This window comes from Bdellovibrio sp. HCB274 (assembly GCF_047306075.1).
GTDB lineage: Bacteria > Bdellovibrionota > Bdellovibrionia > Bdellovibrionales > Bdellovibrionaceae > Bdellovibrio.
The window spans coordinates 1,028,992-1,050,496 of the sequence record NZ_CP178623.1; the positions used below are offsets into that span (position 1 = coordinate 1,028,992).

Here is a 21,505-nt window from a genome sequence, read left to right on the forward strand (position 1 = left end):
GGTCTCCTTGACCTTGTACTCAGGTGATTCCAGAATTGTAGAGCAAGAAGTTTGAATTTTGGTGTTACAAAAAGGAGAAGTTATGAAAAAAATGTGGCTAGTATTAGCGCTTTTAGTTGGATTCTCGGCAACTGCGAAAGCAGATATTTTGATTGAGCCGTATTTGGGTTACGAAATGGGCAGTCACACGGATACGACGACAACGGCGAAAACGGAATTGGTAAATATGGGTGCGCGTTTGGCCTATAAAACTCCAGTGATGTTGTGGTTGGGTGTGGATTACAACTTGGGTGTGAGCGGTAATTATAAACCAGATGGTCAATCCAATATGGATGCAAAACGTAATACTCTTTACGCCGTTGCAGGTATCGATTTGCCAATCCTGCTTAGAGGTTGGGTTGGTTACGGTTTGATGGACGAAATCAAAATGGACGGCACTGGTAATCCAAAAATCAAAGGTAAACCGGTAAAACTGGGTGTTGGGACAACGTTCCTTCCATTCATCTCTTTGAACGTAGAGTACATCATGGAAAACATCGACAAAGTTGAATCTGATACAGGTGACTGGGCTTCTAAAGGTAAAATGGACTCTTGGATGATTTCAGTTTCTTTGCCTCTTCAGTTCTAATTTTATATCTCAAATACAAATTGAGTCTAAAGCCGGCCCCGAGCCGGCTTTTTTTATTCCCAAAACCCCATATATGCGCCGCATTCCCAAAAGGTGGCTGGCGCCTTCCGGGAACGCGGCGCGTTTCTGGTGGGTACGGCGTACCTTTTAGGGGGGCGTTGCGCTAGGATCGGGTCCTTGTTTTTATGAATGAAATTAGGAGTTCCCGCCATGCAATTGACTGGTGAAAATATCACGATCGAAAATCTGTATAAAGCTGCGCACACACCTTCCATGAAGGTGGAGTTGGCGGATTCAGCACGCGCTGAAATGAAAAAGTCCCGCGATTACATCGAGGGTCGTATTTCCAGCGGCGAAGTGATGTACGGCGTGAACACGGGCTTCGGTGCTTTTTCTTCTGTCAGAATCTCTGACGAGCAAATCGAACAACTGCAAAGAAATCTGATTCGTTCACACTCAGTAGGAGTAGGTACTCCGTTCACGAAAACTGAAACTCGCGCGATGATGATCTTGCGTGCGAATGCTTTGGCCAAAGGTCACAGCGGTATTCGTCCGGCTGTTGTCGATAAAATTTTGGAATTCCTAAATAACGACATCATCCCGGTTGTTCCATCTCAAGGATCTGTGGGTGCTTCTGGTGACTTGGCTCCATTGTCGCACTTGGCTTTGACGATCATCGGTGAGGGTGAAGCATGGGGTGCTGATAACAAGCCTGTTCACGTAAAAGAACTTCTAGAGAAGAAAAAAATCACGGCACTTGAATTGAAAGCCAAAGAAGGTCTTTCAATGATCAACGGCTGTCAGGTGATGACGGCGATTGGTTTGCTTTCTTTGTGGGAAGCTCGTCGTCTGTTGTGGCTGGCGGATCTTTCCGGTGCGATGTCTTTGGAAGGACTGCGTGGTTCCAGAAAACCATTTGATCCATTGATTCAAGCAAGTCGTCCTCACGCTGGTGAAGGAATGACGGGACGAAATTTGATTAAACTTATGGGTGCCTCCAGTGAAATTGGTGACTCCCATTTGCACGAGCACCAGGATCACCGTGTGCAGGATGCGTACTCCCTTCGTTGTATGCCGGCAGTTCATGGCGCGGCTAAAGACGGCGTTCGTTACGCAGTCAAAGTTTTGGAAACTGAAGCGAACTCTTCCACAGATAATCCATTGGTATTCGCTGATGCTAATAAAGTTCTTTCTTGCGGTAACTTCCACGGGATGCCGGTAGCGCACGCGATGGATTTCGCGGGGATCGTGGTTTCTTCTCAAGCAAGTATTTCTGAGTGCCGTATTTCCAAAATGATTTCGACACAAATGAGTGACCTTCCGCCATTCCTGACACCAAACGGGGGCTTGAACTCTGGTCACATGATCGTACAAGTGGCAGCAGCGTCTTTGGTAAGTGAAAACAAAGTTTTGGCTCACCCGGCGTCTGTGGATTCCATTCCAACTTCGGCTGAAAAAGAAGACCACGTTTCAATGGGAACTATTGCAGCAAGAAAATTTGCACAAATCCTAAGAAACGCCGAGCATGTGGTTGCGATGGAACTTCTATCCGGTGCTCAAGCCATTGATTTGCTAGCTCCGCTAAAACCAGCAGCTGCAGTAAAAGCTGTGCATGACCACATCAGAAAAACAGTTCCGTTCGCAAAAGAAGATCGCATCTTCAACAAGGACGTCGAAGCTATCAAAGCCATGATGGTATCCGGCGAACTAATGTCCGTCGTAGAAAAAACGGTAGGCGAATTAGAGTGGTAATCTAACCCCTCTGCATCCTTCGTAACGCATCGCAGACCCGGAAGGCGCCAGGCGCCTTTTGGGCAAAAGGAGATTAAATGAAAGCATTGATGACTTTTGTATTGATGAGCTTCTTGGTTGTACCAGCGTTTTCAAAAACGATTTGGGTTACAGGCACGGGCAGTGCTTCTGGTTCTTGCAAAGGTGGGGATAGCTTTTGTCCTCGCAATATCGAAGATCGTGCCGAGAGGACCGCAGAGAGTAACGCGCGTTCTACTTGCTACATTAAGCAAGGGACTCCGTATGGACTGCCTTCTTGCACTTCTCGTTGTTCACCGGGGTATATTGCCCCAGGTAATACTGCTTGGGTGAGTTGCAATTCGAACTGCCGTTTAAGCTGCCGGGTTGACGATAATGTGCCAGGCTTCGGTTTGCAACCGAACGGGTTCTTCGAAGGTTCCGACGAAGACATTTACTAAATTTAGATTTTGATAAAGCGGCTCTTCAGGGCCGCTTTTAGTTTCATCTATGCACAGATATGTCTCAAAAAGACGGACTTTGTTGCGTTTTAAGGGCGCTCTGGCGCGATAAGCCACGTGCGAAATTGATTCATCCCAGACCTGGAAAATAAAATAGTGTCCTCTGAAATTAACGGCGGAAAAATTTGGATTCAGTCGTCAGGAGCCGTTAAATTCGACGTTATTTAGTTTTGTAAAATAATTGAGCTTCTACTTCTGTTTGCTCCAGGAGATTACGACGAGCCGCTATTGACGCTTTGGAGGCCACAGCCGGATCCTATTAACATCTTGAACAGAAATTCTGGGGCTGATCGTAACCACTCCAGCCTCAATTAACATAAGGATGTTTCATGCAAAGAAGACAAATGTTGCAATCCGCGGCGAACTCTTTGGTTACTGCTCTGTCACTAGCTACTGTTTCCAGAGTTGCGGAAGCAGCTCCTTTGCCAGCAAATTTTTCTCAGGGAGACATCGGGTCTGTAATAGAGCTGCGAACTACACGCCCTTCAGTTAATGGCGCTAAGATGACAGTAAGAAGCTACCATTCGGGGTTAAACGTTGGTGGTGGCGACTTTATCGGTTACTTGGCAAGTGGAACAGATGATGGCGGGACTGTCTTTGCTGGTAGTGGTTTTTATTGGCGTCGCGTGATCAATGATCCCAACAATCTGACCATTTTTGATTTTGGTGCCAAGGCCGACGGCACAACTGATGCGGCACCGGCGATCAAAGCGATGTATGCATGGTCAAAAGCTAACAACTTAGTGCAATTGGGCGTTCAACTTCCTGCGGGTACTTTCTTTGTATCTCGTGTGGATATGGGAACGGCAGAGATTCCATTTTTCCGTGTGGCGGGAGCTAGTGTAAATTTCGGTTATTTCGCTGCAACAACGATAATATCGGATGGCAAGACTTCTCAAGTGTTTAAAGTCAATGCGCGCAGAGCGGAGCTTTCAAATCTGATCTTTAAGGGACAGATTGATAAATTTATGAATTACCAAGGGTTCTTTGATAATATTTGTGAGGGTGGACAGTTTTTCCGTGGATCGCAGTTGCGCTTTCAGAATGTCGGAGGGGCTTCCTTAAGTCTGATGGATACGCTAGATTGCAAAATTGACCAGTTCTACGCTAATGCCTGTATAAATGATATTGTTAGAGCTAGATGGTCAGACCGAGAAGCTGGAGCTTGGGATCACAGCACTGCGGTTGAGCTTTCCAACTTCAACGTTCAAAAATGCACAAGTGGAAAAGTTTTAAACTTGCCACGTTGTACTCAGTCGATAATTCATAATGGGTGGATTGAGCATTGTAAAGATCCAGGAGATATCTCCAACGGACAATGGATTATTGATGCCTTAAGTCTTGAAGGCTGTACGAATCCGTTGAACGCGCGTTGGTCGCGATTGAATTCGCGTCAGATTAATTTGCAATCTGGAAGCAGTATTGACAATACCATGCAGGGCACCAACCCTAGCCGCTGGTTGAGTGCATGGGAGATGGGATCATCGAGGGTTGAGTCCTTTGGTGCCGCCTTTGACGGCAGTCTGAAGTATAATTTCCTTACGTCACGTTTTAGGCTGAGCAACGATACAGGTCAGGCGACTTGGTTTCAGTTGGGAAATTTCTTTACTCCTAACATGGGAGACAGTTGGGAAATTGAATTATTTGGTCAAACACAGTACGGCAACGGCAGTGACACTCAGGTACTTATGAATCCGGTGAGTGGAAAAACTACTGGCGGGCGCGCGATCATTCATATGCAACACAAAACGGATAAGTTGGCGGAAGCCAGTTGGTCGGCCGAAGGAAATTCTCCCGTGCTGGAAGTACGAATTGTGCAACGTTCTGCCACAGATACCAGAGTATTCGTGAAGATTGCGAACTGGACTCCAGTGGTTATGGTGTTAATGAAAACTAATGGTAAGGATCGCTTTATGGCTGGACAATGCATACGCTTTGACCCCGTCATGACTGCTGAAAATCCGCCGAGTAACAGTCCAGTAGCTCCTCAGCGCTTTAGTGTGCACAATGGAAAAGCCGGAATCGGTGGTAACGAGCAGGGTGATTTGTTGATGGCGTCGCGGGTTCTAACTGCTGCGCAGGTCGACACAAGCAAAGCCAAAGGTTACTTGTCTGTGGTGATTAATGGTGAACAAGTTGCAATTCCTTATTTTGATGTGAAGTAATAAATTCGAAGCCTGATCAGAAATGATCAGGCTTTATTCCGCGACCTTGAAGCGTGCCTTCAAGTTTTGCGCGGTACAATTTCATTAAAGGTTCTTTAGCGGAATCACCTTCAATAACTCCGATAGCCTCCGCGATGGCTTGCAATGTCGCCATACCCTCCGGAGTGTTTTCTGCGCGCATGTGTATTGGCGACTGATTCGGAGTTTTGATCATCACGCGCGGGACATCTTTTAACTCATGATGACGATAGTGAACTTTGCTGGCTTGGCGCCAATTTCCATCGGGCACGATCAATTGAATCGGGCGGGGATCTTCGGCGACAAACTCTGCCGTCAATTCCCTGGCATCATCTGATGGATAAAACATGACGGTGCGATACTGAGGCGTCAGTAAATCACTCAAGTCCAAAGCGTTTTGATCGGCTCCGCGAATACGCATTTCGCTATTCACCAAAGCTTCAACCGCCAAGCGGCCTGTGTTGGTTGTGCGCTTTAACTCTTTCGCGTGAACCACCAGGCACAGGCGGGTTTTCAGATCCAGTTTCGGAATGAACTCGCAAACGCAGCGGCTTTTATTCATAAAGCATACGGGGCAGGGATCTTTGGTTTTACGTTTGCGGTCTGGAATCATGGGACTATCTCTATCGTGATGCTTCTGACAGTCAATTTATCCCTCCTTGCTGCACCGCGCTCAATTGGCAAAACCAGCGGGCTTTGCTAGTTTTGAGCCCTCGAAACTCAAAGGAGTAATCATGTCTCGCGTAGTAAAAGCACCGACTGGAAATAAGATGGTTTGTAAGGGCTGGCTGCAGGAAGCCGCTTACAGAATGATTCAAAACAACTTGGATCCAAGCATCGCAGAACACCCGGAAAATCTGGTGGTGTACGGTGGTATCGGAAAAGCTGCGCGCAACTGGGAGTGCTTCGATAAAATTCTGGAAGCACTTAAAGAATTAGAAAACGATGAAACTCTTTTGGTTCAGTCCGGTAAACCAATCGGTATCCTGAAAACTCACGAAGACGCGCCAAGAGTTTTGCTGGCGAACTCGAACCTGGTTCCTAAGTGGTCCACTTGGGAAGTGTTTAATGAGTTGGATAAAAAAGGATTGATGATGTACGGCCAAATGACGGCAGGCTCATGGATCTACATCGGAACTCAAGGCATCATCCAAGGGACGTATGAATCCTTCGTTGAAGCTGGTCGCCAATATTTCAACGGTGATCTTAAAGGCCGCGTGATTTTGACTGCGGGCTTGGGCGGCATGGGTGGAGCACAACCTCTGGCAGGTGTGTTCGCAGGAGCTTGCGTTCTTGCCGTAGAAATCGATCCAACTCGTATTCAAAAACGTCTTGAAACAAAATACATCGACGAAGTTGCAACAGACATCGACGATGCGATTGCACGTATTAAAAAATACACAGCAGCGGGCGAGGCGAAATCCGTAGCTCTGCAAGGCAACATGGCGACCGTTATTCACCAGTTGATCGACAAGGGTTTCACTCCGGATCTTTTGACTGACCAAACTTCTGCGCATGATCCTTTGGTGGGTTATATCCCAGAAGGTTACACAGTCGAGACTGCAAAAACTTTCCGCGAAAAAGATCAGACAGCGTATTTGAAAGCCGCGTATGACTCTATGGCAAAACACGTGCGTGGAATGCTTGCGATGAAAGACAAAGGTGCTGTGACTTTCGATTACGGTAATAACCTTCGCGCCCGTGCTCAAGAAGCAGGTGTGGAAAACGCATTCGATTATCCAGGATTTGTTCCTGCATTCATCCGTCCTTTGTTCTGCAAAGGCTCTGGTCCATTCCGTTGGGTGGCATTGTCTGGTGACCCAGCTGATATCAAAGTGACTGACGATGCGATGAGAAAACTATTCCCTCACAAAAAAGATCTTCTTCGTTGGTTGGATATGGCTGAGGAGCGTATTGCGTTCCAAGGTCTTCCAGCACGTATCTGCTGGCTGGAATACGGCGAGCGCGCAAAAGCGGGCGCAATGCTAAATCAACTGGTGGCTGAAGGAAAAGTGAAAGCACCGATCGTGATCGGTCGTGACCATTTGGATTGCGGATCAGTGGCTTCTCCGAATCGCGAAACAGAAGCGATGAAAGACGGCTCTGATGCAGTCAGTGACTGGGCGCTTTTGAATGCCATGGTGAACACGGCTTGTGGTGCCACATGGGTCAGCTTGCATCACGGTGGTGGTGTGGGTATGGGTTACAGCCAGCACGCAGGCCAAGTGATCGTTGCGGACGGTACTGAAAAAGCGGCGAAACGCCTTGAAAGAGTGTTAACTGCCGATCCAGCAATGGGTGTATTTAGACACTTGGATGCTGGCTATGAGCTGGCAAAACAAGTCGCGCAAGAGCGCGGCGTAAATAGTTGCTGGATCTAGTTACTTTACTGGTTAGTTTGCTGGCCGAAGCTTAAAAAACTTCGGCCTTTTTTCTCATATTCACATTGTCTCTGCTTGATAATTTCCCCCTCAGACAAACGCTGTTTAATCTCAGATAAAACTTATTTGCTTTCTTGTGCCATGAGGCAGACCATAAAGCGTTGGTCTTAACCCTGGAGGTCAGAAATGCTATCTCACAAGTGGATTCTTAGCGTTCTTCTTTTAGCACCTTTAAGTTTCTCCCACGCTCAATCTAAAAAAACACCGGATTTGGTTCGTGTTGGTAATCTGAAATTCGCCCATTATGGAGCCATCAGTTACCTTCCTGAATTTTGCGGTAAGTATAATTTGAAAGTTACCGAGCGCGTGTTCGCCAAAGGTATCGACATCATGCCGGCAATTATCGCAGGCGAAATTGACGTCGCAGCCAGTGCTGCAGATGCGGCGATTGCAGGACGCTCTGGCGGAGTACCTATATATGCAGTGGCAGGTTTCGCTGAAGGTGGCGCACGCATCGTAGTTCGCCCAGAGCTGGGAATCAAATCCATCAAAGATTTCAAAGGTAAAAAAGTGGGTGTGGCCCGCGGGGGAGCGCAGGAGTTGTTACTTCTGGCGGAGCTTGCGAAAAACAATCTGACCTGGTCCGATAAAAAAGGCAAAGACGTGCAGATCGTGTACATGGCTTTCGCGGATTTGAATCAGGCATTACAAGCCAAACAAATCGACGCCATGGCACAGAGTGAACCGCAGTCCTCCCAAGCCATTAATAAAGGCTGGGGTGTGGAGCTGATGAAACCTTACGACACACCAATGGGAATGCCGATTCGTACCTTGGTTATGACCGAGAAAATGTATAACGAGAAAAAAGATGTCGCGGAAAGATTCATGAAGTGCTTCGTTGAAGCGACCAAGCTTTTCATGGATAAACCGGAAGTCGCAGAAAAATTCGTAGTCGAGAAAGTCTTTAAAGGACAAATCACTCCGCAGGATTTTAAAGATGCGATTGGCAACTCTCCGTACGCATATCACCTGACAGTTGAACACATTCAAATCACCACAGACTTTATGCACAAGTACGGTGTGGGTCGCATGGAGAAAGTTCCAAAAGCGGCTGACTGGGTGAAAATTGATTTGTTGGAAGACGCAAAAAAATCCCTGGGTGTAAAGTAGGTGTGAATGGCTAAGGCAAAGGTTGATTTCAGCACTCGCATAAAAGGCATTTGGGTGCCAATTCTGGTTGTTGCCGTCTGGGAGATCGTGGTGCGCATGGGCTGGGTGAACCCGCAGGTTCTGCCAGCACCTTCGGCGGTGATCACTCGTTGGTATCAATATCTTATGCCAATGGAACCCTTTGATCCTGAAGGAACCATGTCACGGGCTGAATGGATATTTTCCGGAGAGCTATTGCATGATCTTTGGGCCAGCTTTTACCGTGTCCTGTTGGGCTGCGTGATTGGTGGAGTTCTGGCATTGCCACTGGGTTTGGTGATGGGTGCCAGTCAAAAAGTTTACGACTATATGAATCCACTCGTCCAAGTTCTGCGTCCGATTCCACCGATCGCCTACATTCCACTGGCGATTTTGTGGTTCGGTCTGGGTAATCCACCAGCGGTGTTTCTGATTGCCCTAGGGGCTTTCTTCCCGATTCTAATGAACACGATTGTCGGTGTGCGTGCGGTGGATTCCATCTATATTCGCGCCGCTCGTAATATGGGAGCTGGCTCGTTCCTGATGTTTAGGAAAATCATCGTGCCAGCGGCGATGCCGTACATTCTAAGCGGTGTGCGCATCGGTATCGGCACAGGCTTTATCTGTATGATCGTGGCCGAGATGATCGCGGTTAACAGTGGTTTGGGATATCGCATTTTGGAAGCCCGCGAATACTTCTGGTCCGATAAAATTATCGCCGGTATGTTTTCGATCGGGCTCTTGGGCCTTGCGATCGATACAGTGGTGGATAAATTAAATAATCATTTGCTACGTTGGCATCGAGGTCTTGAGTAATGGCTGATACACAAACGCAAATTAAAATTCAGAACGTTGATAAGGTTTTTCACGGCGGCGCTGAAGGGAAAGATGTCATCGCTTTAAAAGACATTAATCTGGAAATTCCGCGAGGTCAGTTCCTTTGCCTATTGGGACCGTCAGGTTGTGGTAAAAGTACTTTGCTAAATGCGATTGCAGGATTTTCTCTGCCAACGAATGGTCAGGTTCTGGTCGAGGAAAAGAAGATCTTAGAACCCGGCCCCGATCGCGGTATGGTGTTCCAGGAGTATGCTCTTTTTCCGTGGATGTCGGTGGAAGACAACATCACTTTCGGTCTGCGCATCAAAAAGACGGTACCCGAGGATAAAATCCAGGCGACGTTAAATTCGCTGTTGGAAAAACTAAAACTAACTGAATTCCGTAAACGCTTCCCCAAAGATCTTTCAGGCGGGATGCGCCAGCGTGTGGCCATCGCGCGTGTGTTGGCCCTGGATCCACCCATCATGCTGATGGATGAACCCTTTGGTGCCTTGGATGCCCTGACTCGCAGAAGCTTGCAGGATGAGCTGATTAAGCTTTGGCAGGAAACTAAAAAAACCGTGGTCTTTGTCACCCACAGTATGGAAGAGGCGATCTATCTTGCCGACCGTATTGTGGTCATGACCTATCGCCCGGGCACAGTTAAGAAGGATTTGATTGTGGACCTGCCTCGCCCAAGAAATCCTGCCGCAAACGATTTCAATGCGTTGAAACGCGAAATCAGCGACATGGTTATGGCCGAGCAGAACCGCTTCCAAAACGCGCAGCTTAGTGGTTCCACTGGGGACTAAATGGTGCCAGGTCCTACTTACGGATGCGAGGCATCCGTAAGTAGGACCTGGCACCTTTCTGCGAAATTACACATTGTCGTCGGTCTTGCTTCCTTACTTAAATATCTGAATGAACTTTAAAAAAGGCTTCATTTATTTTTCTGGTGCAGTGCTGGTGACTTCGGCGACGGCTTATGCGGCGTATGCATATCATAAGCAGAGCGAGGTTGTTGAATTCAATCCGCCACATGGTCAGTACTGTATTACTGAAACGCCTTCTGCGGGATTGCGGGCGCTCGCAGGTTCAACTTCTAATAATTCATCGCAAATACAAACAGAGCAAAACAGCGATAAAACAGGAATGGTTTGGATTCCCGGTGGTGAGTTTGTCATGGGCGACAAGGATCCCAGTTTTCCCGATGCGCATCCTGTTCACAAAGTTCGAGTGAGTGGATTTTGGATGGATAAGTACGTGGTAACCAACGCCGATTTTGCAAGGTTCGTGAAAGCAACTGGCTATAAAACTGTTGCTGAACGTCCTCTGGATCCCAAGGAGTTTCCCGGATACACGAAAGAGATGCTTGCACCGGGATCTATTATATTTACGCCCCCGCCATCGCACGTGCCCCTAAATGATCATCGTAAATGGTGGGCTTGGTCAGTGGGGGCGAGTTGGCAGCATCCACAGGGTCCGCAAAGTGATATTAAAAATAAAGCTAACTATCCTGTTGTGCAAATCGCCTATGAAGATGCCGAAGCCTACGCAAAGTGGGTGGGGAAAAGACTGCCTTCAGAAGCCGAGTGGGAGTTCGCAGCTCGGGGCGGGCTGGAAGAAAAACTATTCCCTTGGGGAGATGAACTAAAACCTGATGGAAGGTTCATGGCAAATACCTGGCAAGGATCTTTTCCGGAAGAGAACACCGCTGAAGACGGGTTTGAGGACTTGGCTCCCGTCGGCAAGTTTCCAGCCAATGGTTATGGCCTGTATGATATGGCAGGAAATGTCTGGCAGTGGGTTTCTGATTGGTATCATCCCACATATTATCATGAAATCTCCCAAGGTGGCGTTTCTGAAAATCCGCGAGGTCCCGAAGCAAGCTTTGACCCCGCAGAACCAAAAGTAAAAAAGAAAGTTCAGCGAGGCGGATCGTTTCTGTGCACGGATCAATACTGCAGTCGCTACCGAACCGGCACGCGTGGCAAAGGTGACATCACAAGTGGTGCGCCCCACGTAGGATTTCGCTTGGTCCAGGATCGCTGACGTCAGTTGGCAAAAACTAAAGATTATTTATCTGTTTTGAATCAAACGCCAAGCTCTGTGGTTGAGTAAACCGAGTCTGATTCCGCACAATTTTATAAAACATAAAATGTCAGGAGGAAGCAATGCGCGTGGAACGTGGGATAGGAATATTTGTCTTACTGTTTTTGGTTGCTACGTGGTTCACTCTCGCTGAAGCACAAGAATCAAATAGCTCAGCAACAAAGACCGCACGATCAGCTACCAAAGCACCAGCCACCGAAAGCGATGGCACGATGGGGTACGATCACCCGAATCAGTATCTCGTAAAGAAAGCCAAAGAAATCGCCCGCAACATGGAGCCGGTGATAGAAAACCCTCAACACGAAAAACAAGCCCGCGAAAAACTCGCAGCGCTTGAAAAAAAGACCGGTAAAAAACCGAACATCGTGGTTTTTCTATTGGATGACGTGGGTTATGGTGACTTTGGCTTTAACGGAGGCGGCACCGCAGTTGGGAATCCCACACCGGATGTGGATAAAATCGCTAGCGAAAGTTTGATTCTTACATCGGCGTATTCACAGCCCAGTTGCTCACCCACTCGCGCAACAATCATGACGGGTCAAAATCAGGCCCATCACGGTATCCAGGCTCCGCCAATGTATGGACAGCCAGGAGGCTTAGAGGGGGCAACAACTTTGCCACAACTTCTTTCTAAACAAGGTTACACCACGCAAGCGGTGGGTAAGTGGCATATCGGTGAGAATGACGGATCATTGCCGCATAACGTGGGCTTTGATGATTTCCGTGGATTCCTTTCTGTATCGGACATGTATACGGAATGGCGCGATCCCGTATTTAACCCCGAAGTGGCTTTATCTCCTGAGCGCTTTAAGTACATTCTGAATCTTCCATTCAATAAGAGCGATGTGCATGCGAAAAAAGGTGGGAAGATAGAAAACCTTTACGAAATCAATACCGAAACTATCAAAGACCTGGATCAAAAATGGGCTGACTATGCGATGAATTTCCTTGAACAACAGAAGTCAGCGAAAAAGCCATTCTTCCTATACTATGGAACTCGCGGCTGCCACTTCGACAACTATCCAAACAAAAAGTATCAGGGTAAATCTTTGGCACGCACTACGTATGGTGATTGTATCGTCGAGATGAATGATATTTTCAAACGTCTGATCGATACGCTGGAGAAAACGGGCCAGCTGGAAAACACTGTCGTGTTCTTTGGTTCTGACAACGGGCCTGAGGCCGAAGTGGCTCCTCACGGTTACACTCCATTCCGTGGCGCTAAAGGTTCCACTTGGGAGGGTGGCGTGCGCGGGCCGACGTTTGTGTACTGGAAAGGTATGATTCAGCCACGTCGTTCCGAGGGGCTTTTTGATTTCTCAGATATTTTTAATACTGCATTAAGCATTGCCGGTAAGCCAGGCGCTGCAGTTGGAAAAATGGTGCCATCCAAGACATACATTGATGGTATTGATCAAACATCCTTCTGGCTTGCTGATGAAGGTGTTTCGAATCGTCGCAGTGTGATTTATTTCTGGAATGATAAAATTTCTGCAGTACGCGTGGATGAATTTAAATTTATGCCCTTGGTGCAAATCATGAATTCAGTTGTACAAGCGGGGCACATTGGCGGTTTCAGTGGAACTGTGCAAAACTCCAGCGGCAGTAATTTATTTAACTTATACACAAACCCTAAGGAAGACGAGACCATTGGGATTCGTCATATTCCAATGGGCGTACCACTGCAGGCAGAATTATATCGCTACATGGAAGTTCTTAAAAAGTATCCTCCTAAGAAAGTCATCGGTCTGTAAGTTTAGTGCCAAGGTCCTGCTTGCGGATTAAACGCATCCAAGCAGGACCTGGCAAATTCTAGATGTGAGTTAATTCATATATATCAAAAAATCGTAACAACTACTTCAGAGCATTTAATAAAGTCCGAATAGATCTCAAACTGTCATACTTGAGGTCTACGTCCATGAATGTATTTGCAAAAGTCCGTCTCTTTAATTTCTTCTCTGTCGGTTTGGTGTTGGCGCTTTACATCTGTATCGCCACTGCTTTTTATTATGAAAAGCAGCTGAACGCCGCTCATGATACAAAATTCACTTCAATGAAACTTGCACAAGAGCTTAGAGACGCCTCTGCAGGTTTGACTCGTTCAGCCCGCACTTTCGTGGTGACTGGCGATGCAAAGTACGAGCAGGAATATCTGGATATTATCGCGGTTAGAAACGGTGAGAAAGCCCGTCCCGACGGTCGCACTGTCGCTGCAAAAGAATTAATGAAAGAAGCGGGATTTACAGAGAGCGAATTTGCATTCCTTGCCGAAGCAGAAAAACGATCCAACGATCTGGTCATAACTGAAACTATTGCGATGAACGCGGCTAAAGGTCTTTTTAGAGACGATTCCGGCAAATTCACCGTTAAGAAGGATCCTGATTTTGAAATGGCCAGAAAACTAATGCACGACGATAGCTATCACAAGTTCGTGGCATCCATTGGTGAGCCAATCACAAAATTTGAAAGTTCCCTAGAGGCCCGTACTAAAGGTGCTGTGGATCAAGCTTTAGAGTATGCGCAGTGGGCGCTTGCAAGTGTGGCGGTCATGATCATCGGATTGTCATTTACAATGTTTATGGCGTCGAACTCGTTGAAACAAGGTATTCGTCTGCAAACGGAATCCTTGGCTGCGGCGTATGCGAAAATTCGCAACTTGGTAACGAATCTTTCCGGATCAAGTTCAGCACTTTCATCTGCTTCCACAGAATCAGCGGCTTCACTTGAAGAAACCGTGGCATCTTTGGAAGAACTTTCCAGCATGATTAAGCTAAACGCCGACAATGCGAAATTAGCATCAGAGCTTTCTCAGGTTTCCAAAGGTTCTGCAGAGGAAGGTTCCCGCGAAATCGCAAGTCTGATGAAATCCATGCAGGACATCGTGAATTCTTCCAAAAAAATCGAAGACATTATCACGGTGATTGATGATATCGCTTTCCAAACGAATCTTTTGGCCTTGAATGCAGCAGTTGAGGCAGCGCGTGCCGGTGAGCAAGGTAAAGGTTTCGCAGTCGTGGCTGACGCCGTTCGTGCTTTGGCACAAAGAAGTGCCACTTCTGCTAAAGAAATCTCCTTCCTGATTTCAGAAAGCGTTAATCAGATCGAGCAAGGTCAGAAAGTGGCTGATTCCAGCTATGAAGTCCTAAAAAAGATCGTAGATTCCGTAAATAAAGTGGCAGGACTAAATAACGAGATTGCTTCTGCCAGTGTCGAGCAAAGTACCGGCGTTTCGCAGATTACCCAAGCTATGAACCAGTTGGATCAGGCAACACAAACGAATGCTTCATCTTCAGAAACTATTTCTGAAGCGGCTTCCAGCTTAAATGATTCCACTGAAGGTTTGACGGATACAATCTCGAGCCTGGAGAACTTAACAGGGCTTAAAAAAGCAGCGTAATAGCTGACAATAAAAAAAGGGAGCGAAAGCTCCCTTTTTAACATCTATTCTCGATTTTCCATTTTCGCCTAACCTAAGTTAGGTTCCGCACTGACACTCTTTATACAAACAAGACAAAATCTTGCCATGGTTATTAAATTGGAACTGGAAAATCTTATTGTCATGCATTTCCAGTGAAGCCGAAGAATCATCTTTAAGCTTCAACTCCATTTTCTTTTCCACGCGGGTGATTTTTCCAGAAGCCAATAGTTTTTCAATCGTATCGTCTGCGCGCAACGGAATTTCCTCAGGCAAATCCTGGGCATCCAGTTTGTAAAATTTAACGACCTTTTTATTTTTGGAATTCGTATCGTCTTCACCAATCACGTGAATGCGGCGTTTACTGCCGTTCGGAAGATCCAGGTGATAGTTTTCCAAAAGAATAGTTTCAGATTTGATGCCCAGGCTTTTACGAAGGTACTCGATCAAGGCTTCAGGAGTTCCCACGGCTTGTGCCGCAATCTCTGGAGCACAGGCACGCAAAGACTCATTGAACGTGTCTTTACCAGAATCGGCAACAACAGCTGCATTACCAGCCTCACCATACAAAGTGCTATCCATATGAGTTGCCGCTGCCATAGCTCCCGGTGACGGTTGCTGGTCAGTTACTGCCCCATGCAGGATTTCTTGCTTTTGTGGAAAAAGAATATGCAAAAAGTAATAGTCCGCCGCCACGCCCAATGCGAATAGAACCGTGGCCCAGATAACCCAATGTTTAAACTTTATTTCGTTCATAGTTCCCTTAATCCTGTTTCAGATTCGGAACCCAAACATCCCATGATTGACAGCTTCTTGCACGCTGCGAAGGTCCACGGAGCTGCCCCCAACGGTACTGCACCTCGTCCATAGGATTATTAGAGATGAGTCCCGCAAATAGTCTGCGTTTGAACTCGGCCAAATCAATATACTGACCGGAAAGGTATTCAGTCGTGCAAACTGCCGTGCCGTCAACGCCTGTGGGTGCCATTTTACGAGTTTCGGCAGCCATCGTTTCCTGAATGAACGGGAAAATTTTGTTCAAGCGAACGCGCATATCCAGGCTGAGCTCTGCCGCATTGTTAGCAACAACCAGATCGCGATAAGTTTTTCGCAAAGTCACGTAGTCATCAAAGATACGTTGATCGCGTGAAGGTGTGGAGTAAGTGTCATAAGCCGCAAACGGCATGCACTTGCGAGTTGAGCGTAAAGCGTTCAGGCCATCATTCACCGCACTCACACGGCCCTGCAAGCCCTGGCAAGTGACTTTCATCAAACGCGCCATCAATTGCTCATCCGTTTCGCGACGAAGTGCCAAGCGACCTTGCGAGTATTTCACCCAGCGCTTCAATGGAACTTTGTATTGCTCTTCACTATAGCCCGGAACTTTCCACGCTGGCTGATTCAAATACTCTGCAGGTCTCCAGTAACGAAAGCCCGCGTTGCCGGTGGGAGTCGCATCCCCTTCAAAAACCCACTCAGGATTTGGCCAGGATTGACGCTCTTGCAGCATCGCGCTTGAAGTTGCGCCAATAGTGGAATTGTAAACCAGGTGAGGCACACCAATTGCCAACATCTCTTTGATTGTCCAGGAGTGGTGATTCACCGCTGTTGTTAAAATCAAAGAACCCGCACGCACAGAGTTTCTGGAAATCGCCACCGGATAGGTATCGTTCGGAAGCGACTTGGTGCTGGTCATGTTGTAAATATAAATCAAAAAGTTTTTTAGACGAGCCAACTCGTTCTGACGATCCCAGCGGTTCATTTTATTGGAAATTGTGCGGCCCGAGGCCGTGGGATCCTGAATTACGAACGGCAATTTATTTTCATAAGCGAAGATCAATCGCATCGAATAAACTGTGTCTGCGCAATCAGTGCGTAGTCCATAGTAAGGATTGCTTTGGCCATTCGGCAAACGCTTGCGGGCAAAGAAATCAACTTGCCAGTCGCTTTCCACCCACTCGGAAAAACGGTCTTCCCAAGCCGGGGACCACTGATTGACCTCTGTCCACACCGCAGCGTGCGCAAAGTTAAAGGAAAAAAGAACGCCAAGAAGCAAAATCAACTGTTGCATAAGTTCTCCGAACATTACCGCACAAAAAAGTATATTGCCGCTTTTTAAGATTCAAACAAAATGCCCCGCGGCCAAAGTTTGCTTCGTGTCATAAAACTCGGGCGAGTGCGTATTGAATTTCAATTTCTTGCTCATAAAATAAAAAGAGTCGGCTTCCAGTGGGGGCTGGCGCCATCTGGAGGATGTTATGAAAAACTTGAAGTGGATCTTGGGTCTTGTGTTCCTTGTGGGGACGGCAAACGCAGCCATTCGAGAAATCCCCGTGCATAGCGGGCGAACGTTGCGTGCCCAGGTCGACACCTACCTTGAGCTTTTGCAGAAAGAGCTGGCCCTGTCTAAGAACAATAAAGAGCGTTTTCGCGCTATTCGCCGCGTAACTGACGAAATCAAGGTCGTTCGTGAAAATAATATGCCCCAATCCGCTCAGGACGAGGCGTACATGGACCTTTTGTTAACGGTTTTTCAGTCAGTCCCATCGGAAACAAATTTCAAAAAAGGTGACTGTTCCCGCTACGAGAATGAGATTTTGAATCAATACGAACCCACAGCGGATATAGAGCCCATAGAGCCGGCAGTGAAGCCCGCCTGGAATGCCCTTACTGTACTGTGTAGATAATGCCCTTGTGATTTTCGCCCAAATACCTTATCTCCTTGGGGGAGTTTAATTCTTAAGCCTTACAAGGGGATTTAGAGTGAAAAAGATCGTTTTGATGATCGCATTGATGGTGTCCACTTCCGCGTTTGCTCAAACCAGCACACCGGAGTTCGTTGATACTTTGGTAGACACAGTGAACTCTCAGCTGGTTGTGATCAACAAAGAGCGCGCACAACAAGGTAAAAAACTTTACTGCTCGCAACTGAACAAAGACCAGGTTTTCATCATCGCCAAATACTTCCGCAGCAAAGACAAAAAAGCGTGGTTGACCCTTGATTCTGTGAACGCCAGCCGCTTCGTGGATCTTGCGGGTGCGAATCTTTCCTGCTTCCCAAAACCATGCCCGAACTATAGCGACTTGGTAAACGGCATCTGCAACATGAAGTCTTACAAAATGGACCGCGCACTTTTGAACTCGTCATTGGAAAAAATCAAAGGCGGCAAGTTCTATATCAACGACACTATGGCTGATATCGCTCGCTAGTCGCTAGGTCGCGCCAAAGGTAAAGACACACTTTTGGTAGAGTGGGCGCAGCAAATTTAAAATTGAAAAAGGGTTCCTCTGTGGAGCCCTTTTTTTATGCTTTAAAACGTATTTAAATTCCGTAAGTAAGCGTGCTGAATTTTTCATGTTAGTACTTTTAGGACATGAAAGGCTTGAAAATGAAAACTGCGCTGCTTCTACCTTTTTTATTCACAACTCATGTTTCCGCTTCTCCTCCAGACGACGCGAACATTTGCCGTAAAGAAGCCGTCCAGGCGGTTTCAAAAAAACTATCCGTTCCAAAAAATCAAATCCACGTTCTGGGCGCAGCAATGATTGGGGATGGTTCCTTCGTCTCTCGCATCTTTATGATTTCAGTTTTAAGACCGGGGCAGGAAGGTCCTGAAGGATACGTTGTCAGATTTAACACGGACTCTGCCGACTATTGTGACGTCACAAGCGCCGATGCGAAAATCGAGAATTATTGATTAGCTTCGCTGGGCTTTTAGGTGCTTTTATTTACCCTGCTTAATTCAGACCTGTGTTTTCCTTTGCAGTACCTTGTTTCACTCCCTCGAGGGTGAAACCATCAGGGCAACGGAGGTGAACCATGGATTTTGGAACCATACTAACGACGTTCCTTGCAGGTTTAGCGGGCGGTAATATAACGGGATCCCTGTTGAAAAGACTGAGTTTGGGCCCGGTCGGCAATTCCATTGCCGGGGTTGTCGGCGGCTTTCTTGGAGGCCCGGCAGTAGTGAATATGGTAAACCCAGTCACTCAAGGTGGCTTCGTATGGAGCAATATCCTGGGTTCCGGTATCGGGGGAGCCGTGGTGATGGTTGTTGCCGGCCTGGTTAAAAACTGGTGGGACAAGCGTCAAGCGCAGACGAAGTCTTCAAGCTTCAGAAAAGACCAGGACGTCACTCAGTCTTATACTAAAACGCCACCGCCACCTAAATCACGAGATTACCAAGAGGGGCCTCGTCCATAAAAAAAGGGAGCTGCTAAGCTCCCTTTTCGTTTTCACTGTGAGTGATTGGTTGTGACTAGTAACCAAGAATGTCGACGTAAGTGATGCCTTTGGCAACGCTTGAGGAAACTTTCGCGCGTTGACCTTTGATCACGATACGGCCATCAAGGAACAACTGTTTGAAAGTTGTGCGAGTGATGTTGAACAGGTTCAGATTTTCTTTTTGATTGCGAAGAGCGTTCAACAAAACCACATCCAGGCGCTTAGCAGAGCGGTGAAGCTCCAAAGTGACGCGAAATGATTTTGGTGGCTGTGGGGGAACGTGGTTAACGCCTTGATATTCTTCCATGGATTCTCCGAATTTAATAAGGTCGGAGATTGCCACGGGAGGGACGCATTTGTCCATTTTCTTTGTGATTTAGGGCTCTTATAGAAAAGAGCCCTAAAAAAATGCCATGAAAATGCCTAAAACTTAGTTTTGGCAGTAATAACCGGAGCCATAAGTGGTTTCGTTGAAGCAAACAAATACTAGCTTTTGACCCTTTTTAAGGCCCAAGGTTTCCTGAATCTTTTTTGAAACTTTTTGAACAACGGCAGTTGTTACATCTGTGGCTCTCTCGCGATTAAAACAGTCTTCGTCCTTTATTTCGGTTTGCTCAGTCACCACGCGGTTTGTTTGCTTCATCACCAGTTGAAAGATGTTTCCGTTTTCGTCCTGAGTGTTTCCGTCAAATGTTGCCAGACTTTCTTCAGAAGAAAGCTTTTCTGATTGAACGTGTTTTGGAGAAGTTGGACGACCGGCTACCTCAACACGGATTTCAGTGCCATTGATGGTTTTGGCAACACATTCACCCGTGTAATAGACGCCAGCGAAAGCGGATTGTGATGCAGCGATCAGAGCAAAAAGTACGATAAGTTTTTTCATAAATACTCCAGTTTAAGGTTTAAAATTCGTTTGTGTTCGTAAAGTAAAATAATTGATTAAAATTCAAATCGGGAAGAAAACCCCGGTGTCGTCAGCTCAGCGACGAACCCAGGTGGAAGCGCAGGTCAGCTAGGTTTTTTTCGACTTCTGCAAGTTTGTCGAAAAGATCCGCAAGGTTAGGTTTTCTGCCTGTCAAAAGCTCAAACAAAGTGACGTTCAGGGCCTGGGCAAGTTTTTCATAAGGCTCACCCAAAATCTGCCGGCCGTTTTCCCATTCGCGGTAAGTGGTGACAGGGATCGCAGCTAAATTGGCGACCTGTTGAGCCGACATATCTTTTTCTGTGCGCAGTCTTTTCAGACGCATTCCCAGGTTTTCCATAACATCCTCCGATGGCGGTTGTTATAGCTCCGGTGGCGCTTTGCGTAAATTAGAATGATTAGATGGAATCTATCGAAAAAAGAGATGTTAGCAATCGTGACCGGATTAATTGAATCTGGTGATGTATTGGCAGCGCTGGCAAAGGTTTTCCACCAGCTTGTTGTTCTTAAAGCCCTTTAAGATCCCTTGGGATCTTTCGGATTCCAGGATCTCGATGACGGAGGCATCCTTCACATTACCCAATGGGATCTTGCCTTCTTTATCCAGACAGCAAGGAACGATGGTCCCGTCTGCAAGCACGCCAAAGTGGCTGGAAAGGCCATAGCAAGTGCCTTTAGTGCCCAGCAGAGGCAAATCCACCGAAGGCCACGTGAACTCAGTATCAAAGTGCAAATACAGACGATTTTGAATGCGCACGCTTTTGTTTCGGCGCACGTCGATGGCTTCGTTAAAGTTAAAACCAAACTCACTGCATACGCGATCCAGCATCGAGCGATTGTGAGCACCAGTGCCGAGTGGAGCATCTAAATTCCACAGACGGTAGTTGATGTAAAGATCAGGACGCTGTTCAAAAGCACGCTTGGTGTAGCGGAAGATTTTGCTTAGGTAGACTGTAGGATCTTTGTCGCCGTAGTTATCATGAAAGCTATGCAGGGAAAAATTCACCTGACGGAGAATTGGATTCAGCAGAAGGTCTTCGCGCATTTCATTTAGCAGAACTCCATTTGTGACCAAAAACACTGGCACCTGATGAAAGGCGCAGATTTCAATAAATTGAGCCAGCTTCGGATGAACCAAGGGATCACCCATTAAATGCAAGGTCACTTGATCGGTCAGCGGAGCCACTTGTGCTACAACCGATTCGAAGGTCTCCAAAGTCATCATCTTCTTTTCGCGCTCCACAGGCGGACAAAAGCTACACTGCAAATTGCAGACGTTGCTGATCTCGATATTCACCTTGTGAAAGCGTTTGGTGGGTTTAATACGACTTGGCCTTTTTTATGAGGGTTCTGCAGAAGCATTAC

22 protein-coding genes are annotated in these 21,505 nt (G+C 47.0%); 15 read left to right on the forward strand and 7 right to left on the reverse strand.

Features of this window, described 5'->3' with window-relative positions; all coding sequences use genetic code 11:
• Window positions 1-82: 82 nt before the first annotated feature.
• The 4 genes from ACLWNV_RS05030 (at window position 83) to ACLWNV_RS05045 (ending at window position 5,063) form a co-directional block, all read left to right on the forward strand.
• Complete coding sequence (locus ACLWNV_RS05030; RefSeq protein ID WP_413586821.1) at window positions 83-628, forward strand: hypothetical protein; 546 nt, start codon at window positions 83-85, stop codon at window positions 626-628.
• Window positions 629-838: 210 nt separating this feature from the next.
• On the forward strand, window positions 839-2,380 hold the full coding sequence (hutH, locus tag ACLWNV_RS05035; protein ID WP_413586822.1) for a histidine ammonia-lyase: 1,542 nt from the start codon (window positions 839-841) through the stop codon (window positions 2,378-2,380).
• 77 nt (window positions 2,381-2,457) lie between these two features.
• Window positions 2,458-2,838 carry a hypothetical protein gene (locus ACLWNV_RS05040; protein ID WP_413586823.1) on the forward strand — a complete coding sequence of 127 codons (381 nt, stop codon included), beginning with the start codon at window positions 2,458-2,460 and terminating at the stop codon, window positions 2,836-2,838.
• A 389-nt stretch (window positions 2,839-3,227) separates the two neighbouring features.
• Window positions 3,228-5,063 carry an amylovoran biosynthesis protein AmsF gene (locus ACLWNV_RS05045; RefSeq protein ID WP_413586824.1) on the forward strand — a complete coding sequence of 612 codons (1,836 nt, stop codon included), beginning with the start codon at window positions 3,228-3,230 and terminating at the stop codon, window positions 5,061-5,063.
• 16 nt (window positions 5,064-5,079) lie between these two features.
• Here the strand turns inward: ACLWNV_RS05045 and ACLWNV_RS05050 are convergent, their stop codons facing one another.
• Entirely contained in the window at window positions 5,080-5,694 is a 615-nt protein-coding gene (locus tag ACLWNV_RS05050) for a tRNA-uridine aminocarboxypropyltransferase (RefSeq protein ID WP_413586825.1), read from the reverse strand.
• 121 nt (window positions 5,695-5,815) lie between these two features.
• On the opposite strand from ACLWNV_RS05050, the gene hutU reads away from it, so the two are divergent.
• From hutU to ACLWNV_RS05085, 7 genes are all read left to right on the forward strand, one after another.
• Entirely contained in the window at window positions 5,816-7,462 is a 1,647-nt protein-coding gene (gene hutU / locus ACLWNV_RS05055; protein WP_413586826.1) for a urocanate hydratase, read from the forward strand.
• Window positions 7,463-7,648: 186 nt separating this feature from the next.
• Window positions 7,649-8,632, forward strand: a complete 984-nt coding sequence (locus ACLWNV_RS05060; protein WP_413586827.1) for an ABC transporter substrate-binding protein — start codon at window positions 7,649-7,651, stop codon at window positions 8,630-8,632.
• 6 nt (window positions 8,633-8,638) lie between these two features.
• Entirely contained in the window at window positions 8,639-9,466 is an 828-nt protein-coding gene (locus tag ACLWNV_RS05065) for an ABC transporter permease (protein ID WP_413586828.1), read from the forward strand.
• The gene (locus ACLWNV_RS05070) at window positions 9,466-10,278 is read left to right on the forward strand and encodes an ABC transporter ATP-binding protein (RefSeq protein WP_413586829.1); all 813 of its coding nucleotides are present in this window, start codon (window positions 9,466-9,468) and stop codon (window positions 10,276-10,278) included. The genes ACLWNV_RS05065 and ACLWNV_RS05070 overlap by 1 nt, the downstream gene beginning before the upstream one ends.
• A 109-nt stretch (window positions 10,279-10,387) precedes the next feature.
• The gene (locus ACLWNV_RS05075; RefSeq protein ID WP_413586830.1) at window positions 10,388-11,518 is read left to right on the forward strand and encodes a formylglycine-generating enzyme family protein; all 1,131 of its coding nucleotides are present in this window, start codon (window positions 10,388-10,390) and stop codon (window positions 11,516-11,518) included.
• Between the two features lie 272 nt (window positions 11,519-11,790).
• Window positions 11,791-13,332, forward strand: a complete 1,542-nt coding sequence (locus ACLWNV_RS05080; protein ID WP_413587621.1) for a sulfatase-like hydrolase/transferase — start codon at window positions 11,791-11,793, stop codon at window positions 13,330-13,332.
• Window positions 13,333-13,496: 164 nt separating this feature from the next.
• A complete protein-coding gene (locus tag ACLWNV_RS05085) occupies window positions 13,497-14,975 on the forward strand; it encodes a methyl-accepting chemotaxis protein (RefSeq protein WP_413586831.1) in 1,479 nt (492 codons plus the stop codon).
• Between the two features lie 78 nt (window positions 14,976-15,053).
• Here the strand turns inward: ACLWNV_RS05085 and ACLWNV_RS05090 are convergent, their stop codons facing one another.
• Both ACLWNV_RS05090 and ACLWNV_RS05095 read right to left on the reverse strand, forming a co-directional pair.
• The gene (locus tag ACLWNV_RS05090) at window positions 15,054-15,749 is read right to left on the reverse strand and encodes a hypothetical protein (RefSeq protein ID WP_413586832.1); all 696 of its coding nucleotides are present in this window, start codon (window positions 15,747-15,749) and stop codon (window positions 15,054-15,056) included.
• A 7-nt stretch (window positions 15,750-15,756) separates the two neighbouring features.
• Window positions 15,757-17,064 carry a hypothetical protein gene (locus tag ACLWNV_RS05095; RefSeq protein WP_413586833.1) on the reverse strand — a complete coding sequence of 436 codons (1,308 nt, stop codon included), beginning with the start codon at window positions 17,062-17,064 and terminating at the stop codon, window positions 15,757-15,759.
• A gap of 187 nt (window positions 17,065-17,251) precedes the next feature.
• Here ACLWNV_RS05095 and ACLWNV_RS05100 point away from each other — a divergent pair, with 187 nt between their 5' ends.
• The 4 genes from ACLWNV_RS05100 to ACLWNV_RS05115 all read left to right on the forward strand — a co-directional run bounded on the left by ACLWNV_RS05100 (window position 17,252) and on the right by ACLWNV_RS05115 (window position 19,197).
• Window positions 17,252-17,680: a hypothetical protein gene (locus tag ACLWNV_RS05100; protein WP_413586834.1), complete on the forward strand. Its 429-nt coding sequence runs from the start codon at window positions 17,252-17,254 to the stop codon at window positions 17,678-17,680.
• Window positions 17,681-17,756: 76 nt separating this feature from the next.
• Window positions 17,757-18,203 carry a hypothetical protein gene (locus tag ACLWNV_RS05105; RefSeq protein ID WP_413586835.1) on the forward strand — a complete coding sequence of 149 codons (447 nt, stop codon included), beginning with the start codon at window positions 17,757-17,759 and terminating at the stop codon, window positions 18,201-18,203.
• 164 nt (window positions 18,204-18,367) lie between these two features.
• The gene (locus ACLWNV_RS05110; protein WP_413586836.1) at window positions 18,368-18,691 is read left to right on the forward strand and encodes a hypothetical protein; all 324 of its coding nucleotides are present in this window, start codon (window positions 18,368-18,370) and stop codon (window positions 18,689-18,691) included.
• Window positions 18,692-18,813: 122 nt separating this feature from the next.
• Window positions 18,814-19,197: a GlsB/YeaQ/YmgE family stress response membrane protein gene (locus tag ACLWNV_RS05115; protein ID WP_413586837.1), complete on the forward strand. Its 384-nt coding sequence runs from the start codon at window positions 18,814-18,816 to the stop codon at window positions 19,195-19,197.
• Window positions 19,198-19,252: 55 nt separating this feature from the next.
• Here the strand turns inward: ACLWNV_RS05115 and ACLWNV_RS05120 are convergent, their stop codons facing one another.
• The 4 genes from ACLWNV_RS05120 to ACLWNV_RS05135 all read right to left on the reverse strand — a co-directional run bounded on the left by ACLWNV_RS05120 (window position 19,253) and on the right by ACLWNV_RS05135 (window position 21,437).
• Window positions 19,253-19,525 (reverse strand): hypothetical protein, encoded by a 273-nt coding sequence (locus tag ACLWNV_RS05120; protein ID WP_413586838.1) that lies wholly within the window; start codon window positions 19,523-19,525, stop codon window positions 19,253-19,255.
• Between the two features lie 123 nt (window positions 19,526-19,648).
• The gene (locus ACLWNV_RS05125) at window positions 19,649-20,101 is read right to left on the reverse strand and encodes a hypothetical protein (protein WP_413586839.1); all 453 of its coding nucleotides are present in this window, start codon (window positions 20,099-20,101) and stop codon (window positions 19,649-19,651) included.
• A 91-nt stretch (window positions 20,102-20,192) separates the two neighbouring features.
• Window positions 20,193-20,480, reverse strand: a complete 288-nt coding sequence (locus tag ACLWNV_RS05130) for a helix-turn-helix domain-containing protein (RefSeq protein WP_413586840.1) — start codon at window positions 20,478-20,480, stop codon at window positions 20,193-20,195.
• Window positions 20,481-20,585: 105 nt separating this feature from the next.
• Window positions 20,586-21,437 carry a radical SAM/SPASM domain-containing protein gene (locus ACLWNV_RS05135; protein WP_413586841.1) on the reverse strand — a complete coding sequence of 284 codons (852 nt, stop codon included), beginning with the start codon at window positions 21,435-21,437 and terminating at the stop codon, window positions 20,586-20,588.
• Window positions 21,438-21,505 lie beyond the last annotated feature (68 nt).

Coding starts and splice junctions, on each gene's coding strand:
- ACLWNV_RS05070 (WP_413586829.1), top strand. CDS start 9,466: ATGGCTGATACACAAACGCAAATTAAAATTCAGAACGTTGATAAGGTT.
- hutU (WP_413586826.1), top strand. CDS start 5,816: ATGTCTCGCGTAGTAAAAGCACCGACTGGAAATAAGATGGTTTGTAAG.
- ACLWNV_RS05060 (WP_413586827.1), top strand. CDS start 7,649: ATGCTATCTCACAAGTGGATTCTTAGCGTTCTTCTTTTAGCACCTTTA.
- ACLWNV_RS05100 (WP_413586834.1), top strand. CDS start 17,252: ATGAAAAACTTGAAGTGGATCTTGGGTCTTGTGTTCCTTGTGGGGACG.
- ACLWNV_RS05125 (WP_413586839.1), bottom strand. CDS start 20,101: ATGAAAAAACTTATCGTACTTTTTGCTCTGATCGCTGCATCACAATCC.
- ACLWNV_RS05095 (WP_413586833.1), bottom strand. CDS start 17,064: ATGCAACAGTTGATTTTGCTTCTTGGCGTTCTTTTTTCCTTTAACTTT.
- ACLWNV_RS05090 (WP_413586832.1), bottom strand. CDS start 15,749: ATGAACGAAATAAAGTTTAAACATTGGGTTATCTGGGCCACGGTTCTA.
- ACLWNV_RS05085 (WP_413586831.1), top strand. CDS start 13,497: ATGAATGTATTTGCAAAAGTCCGTCTCTTTAATTTCTTCTCTGTCGGT.
- ACLWNV_RS05065 (WP_413586828.1), top strand. CDS start 8,639: ATGGCTAAGGCAAAGGTTGATTTCAGCACTCGCATAAAAGGCATTTGG.
- ACLWNV_RS05045 (WP_413586824.1), top strand. CDS start 3,228: ATGCAAAGAAGACAAATGTTGCAATCCGCGGCGAACTCTTTGGTTACT.
- ACLWNV_RS05030 (WP_413586821.1), top strand. CDS start 83: ATGAAAAAAATGTGGCTAGTATTAGCGCTTTTAGTTGGATTCTCGGCA.
- ACLWNV_RS05040 (WP_413586823.1), top strand. CDS start 2,458: ATGAAAGCATTGATGACTTTTGTATTGATGAGCTTCTTGGTTGTACCA.
- hutH (WP_413586822.1), top strand. CDS start 839: ATGCAATTGACTGGTGAAAATATCACGATCGAAAATCTGTATAAAGCT.
- ACLWNV_RS05110 (WP_413586836.1), top strand. CDS start 18,368: ATGAAAGGCTTGAAAATGAAAACTGCGCTGCTTCTACCTTTTTTATTC.
- ACLWNV_RS05080 (WP_413587621.1), top strand. CDS start 11,791: ATGGGGTACGATCACCCGAATCAGTATCTCGTAAAGAAAGCCAAAGAA.
- ACLWNV_RS05115 (WP_413586837.1), top strand. CDS start 18,814: ATGGATTTTGGAACCATACTAACGACGTTCCTTGCAGGTTTAGCGGGC.
- ACLWNV_RS05050 (WP_413586825.1), bottom strand. CDS start 5,694: ATGATTCCAGACCGCAAACGTAAAACCAAAGATCCCTGCCCCGTATGC.
- ACLWNV_RS05130 (WP_413586840.1), bottom strand. CDS start 20,480: ATGGAAAACCTGGGAATGCGTCTGAAAAGACTGCGCACAGAAAAAGAT.
- ACLWNV_RS05120 (WP_413586838.1), bottom strand. CDS start 19,525: ATGGAAGAATATCAAGGCGTTAACCACGTTCCCCCACAGCCACCAAAA.
- ACLWNV_RS05075 (WP_413586830.1), top strand. CDS start 10,388: ATGAACTTTAAAAAAGGCTTCATTTATTTTTCTGGTGCAGTGCTGGTG.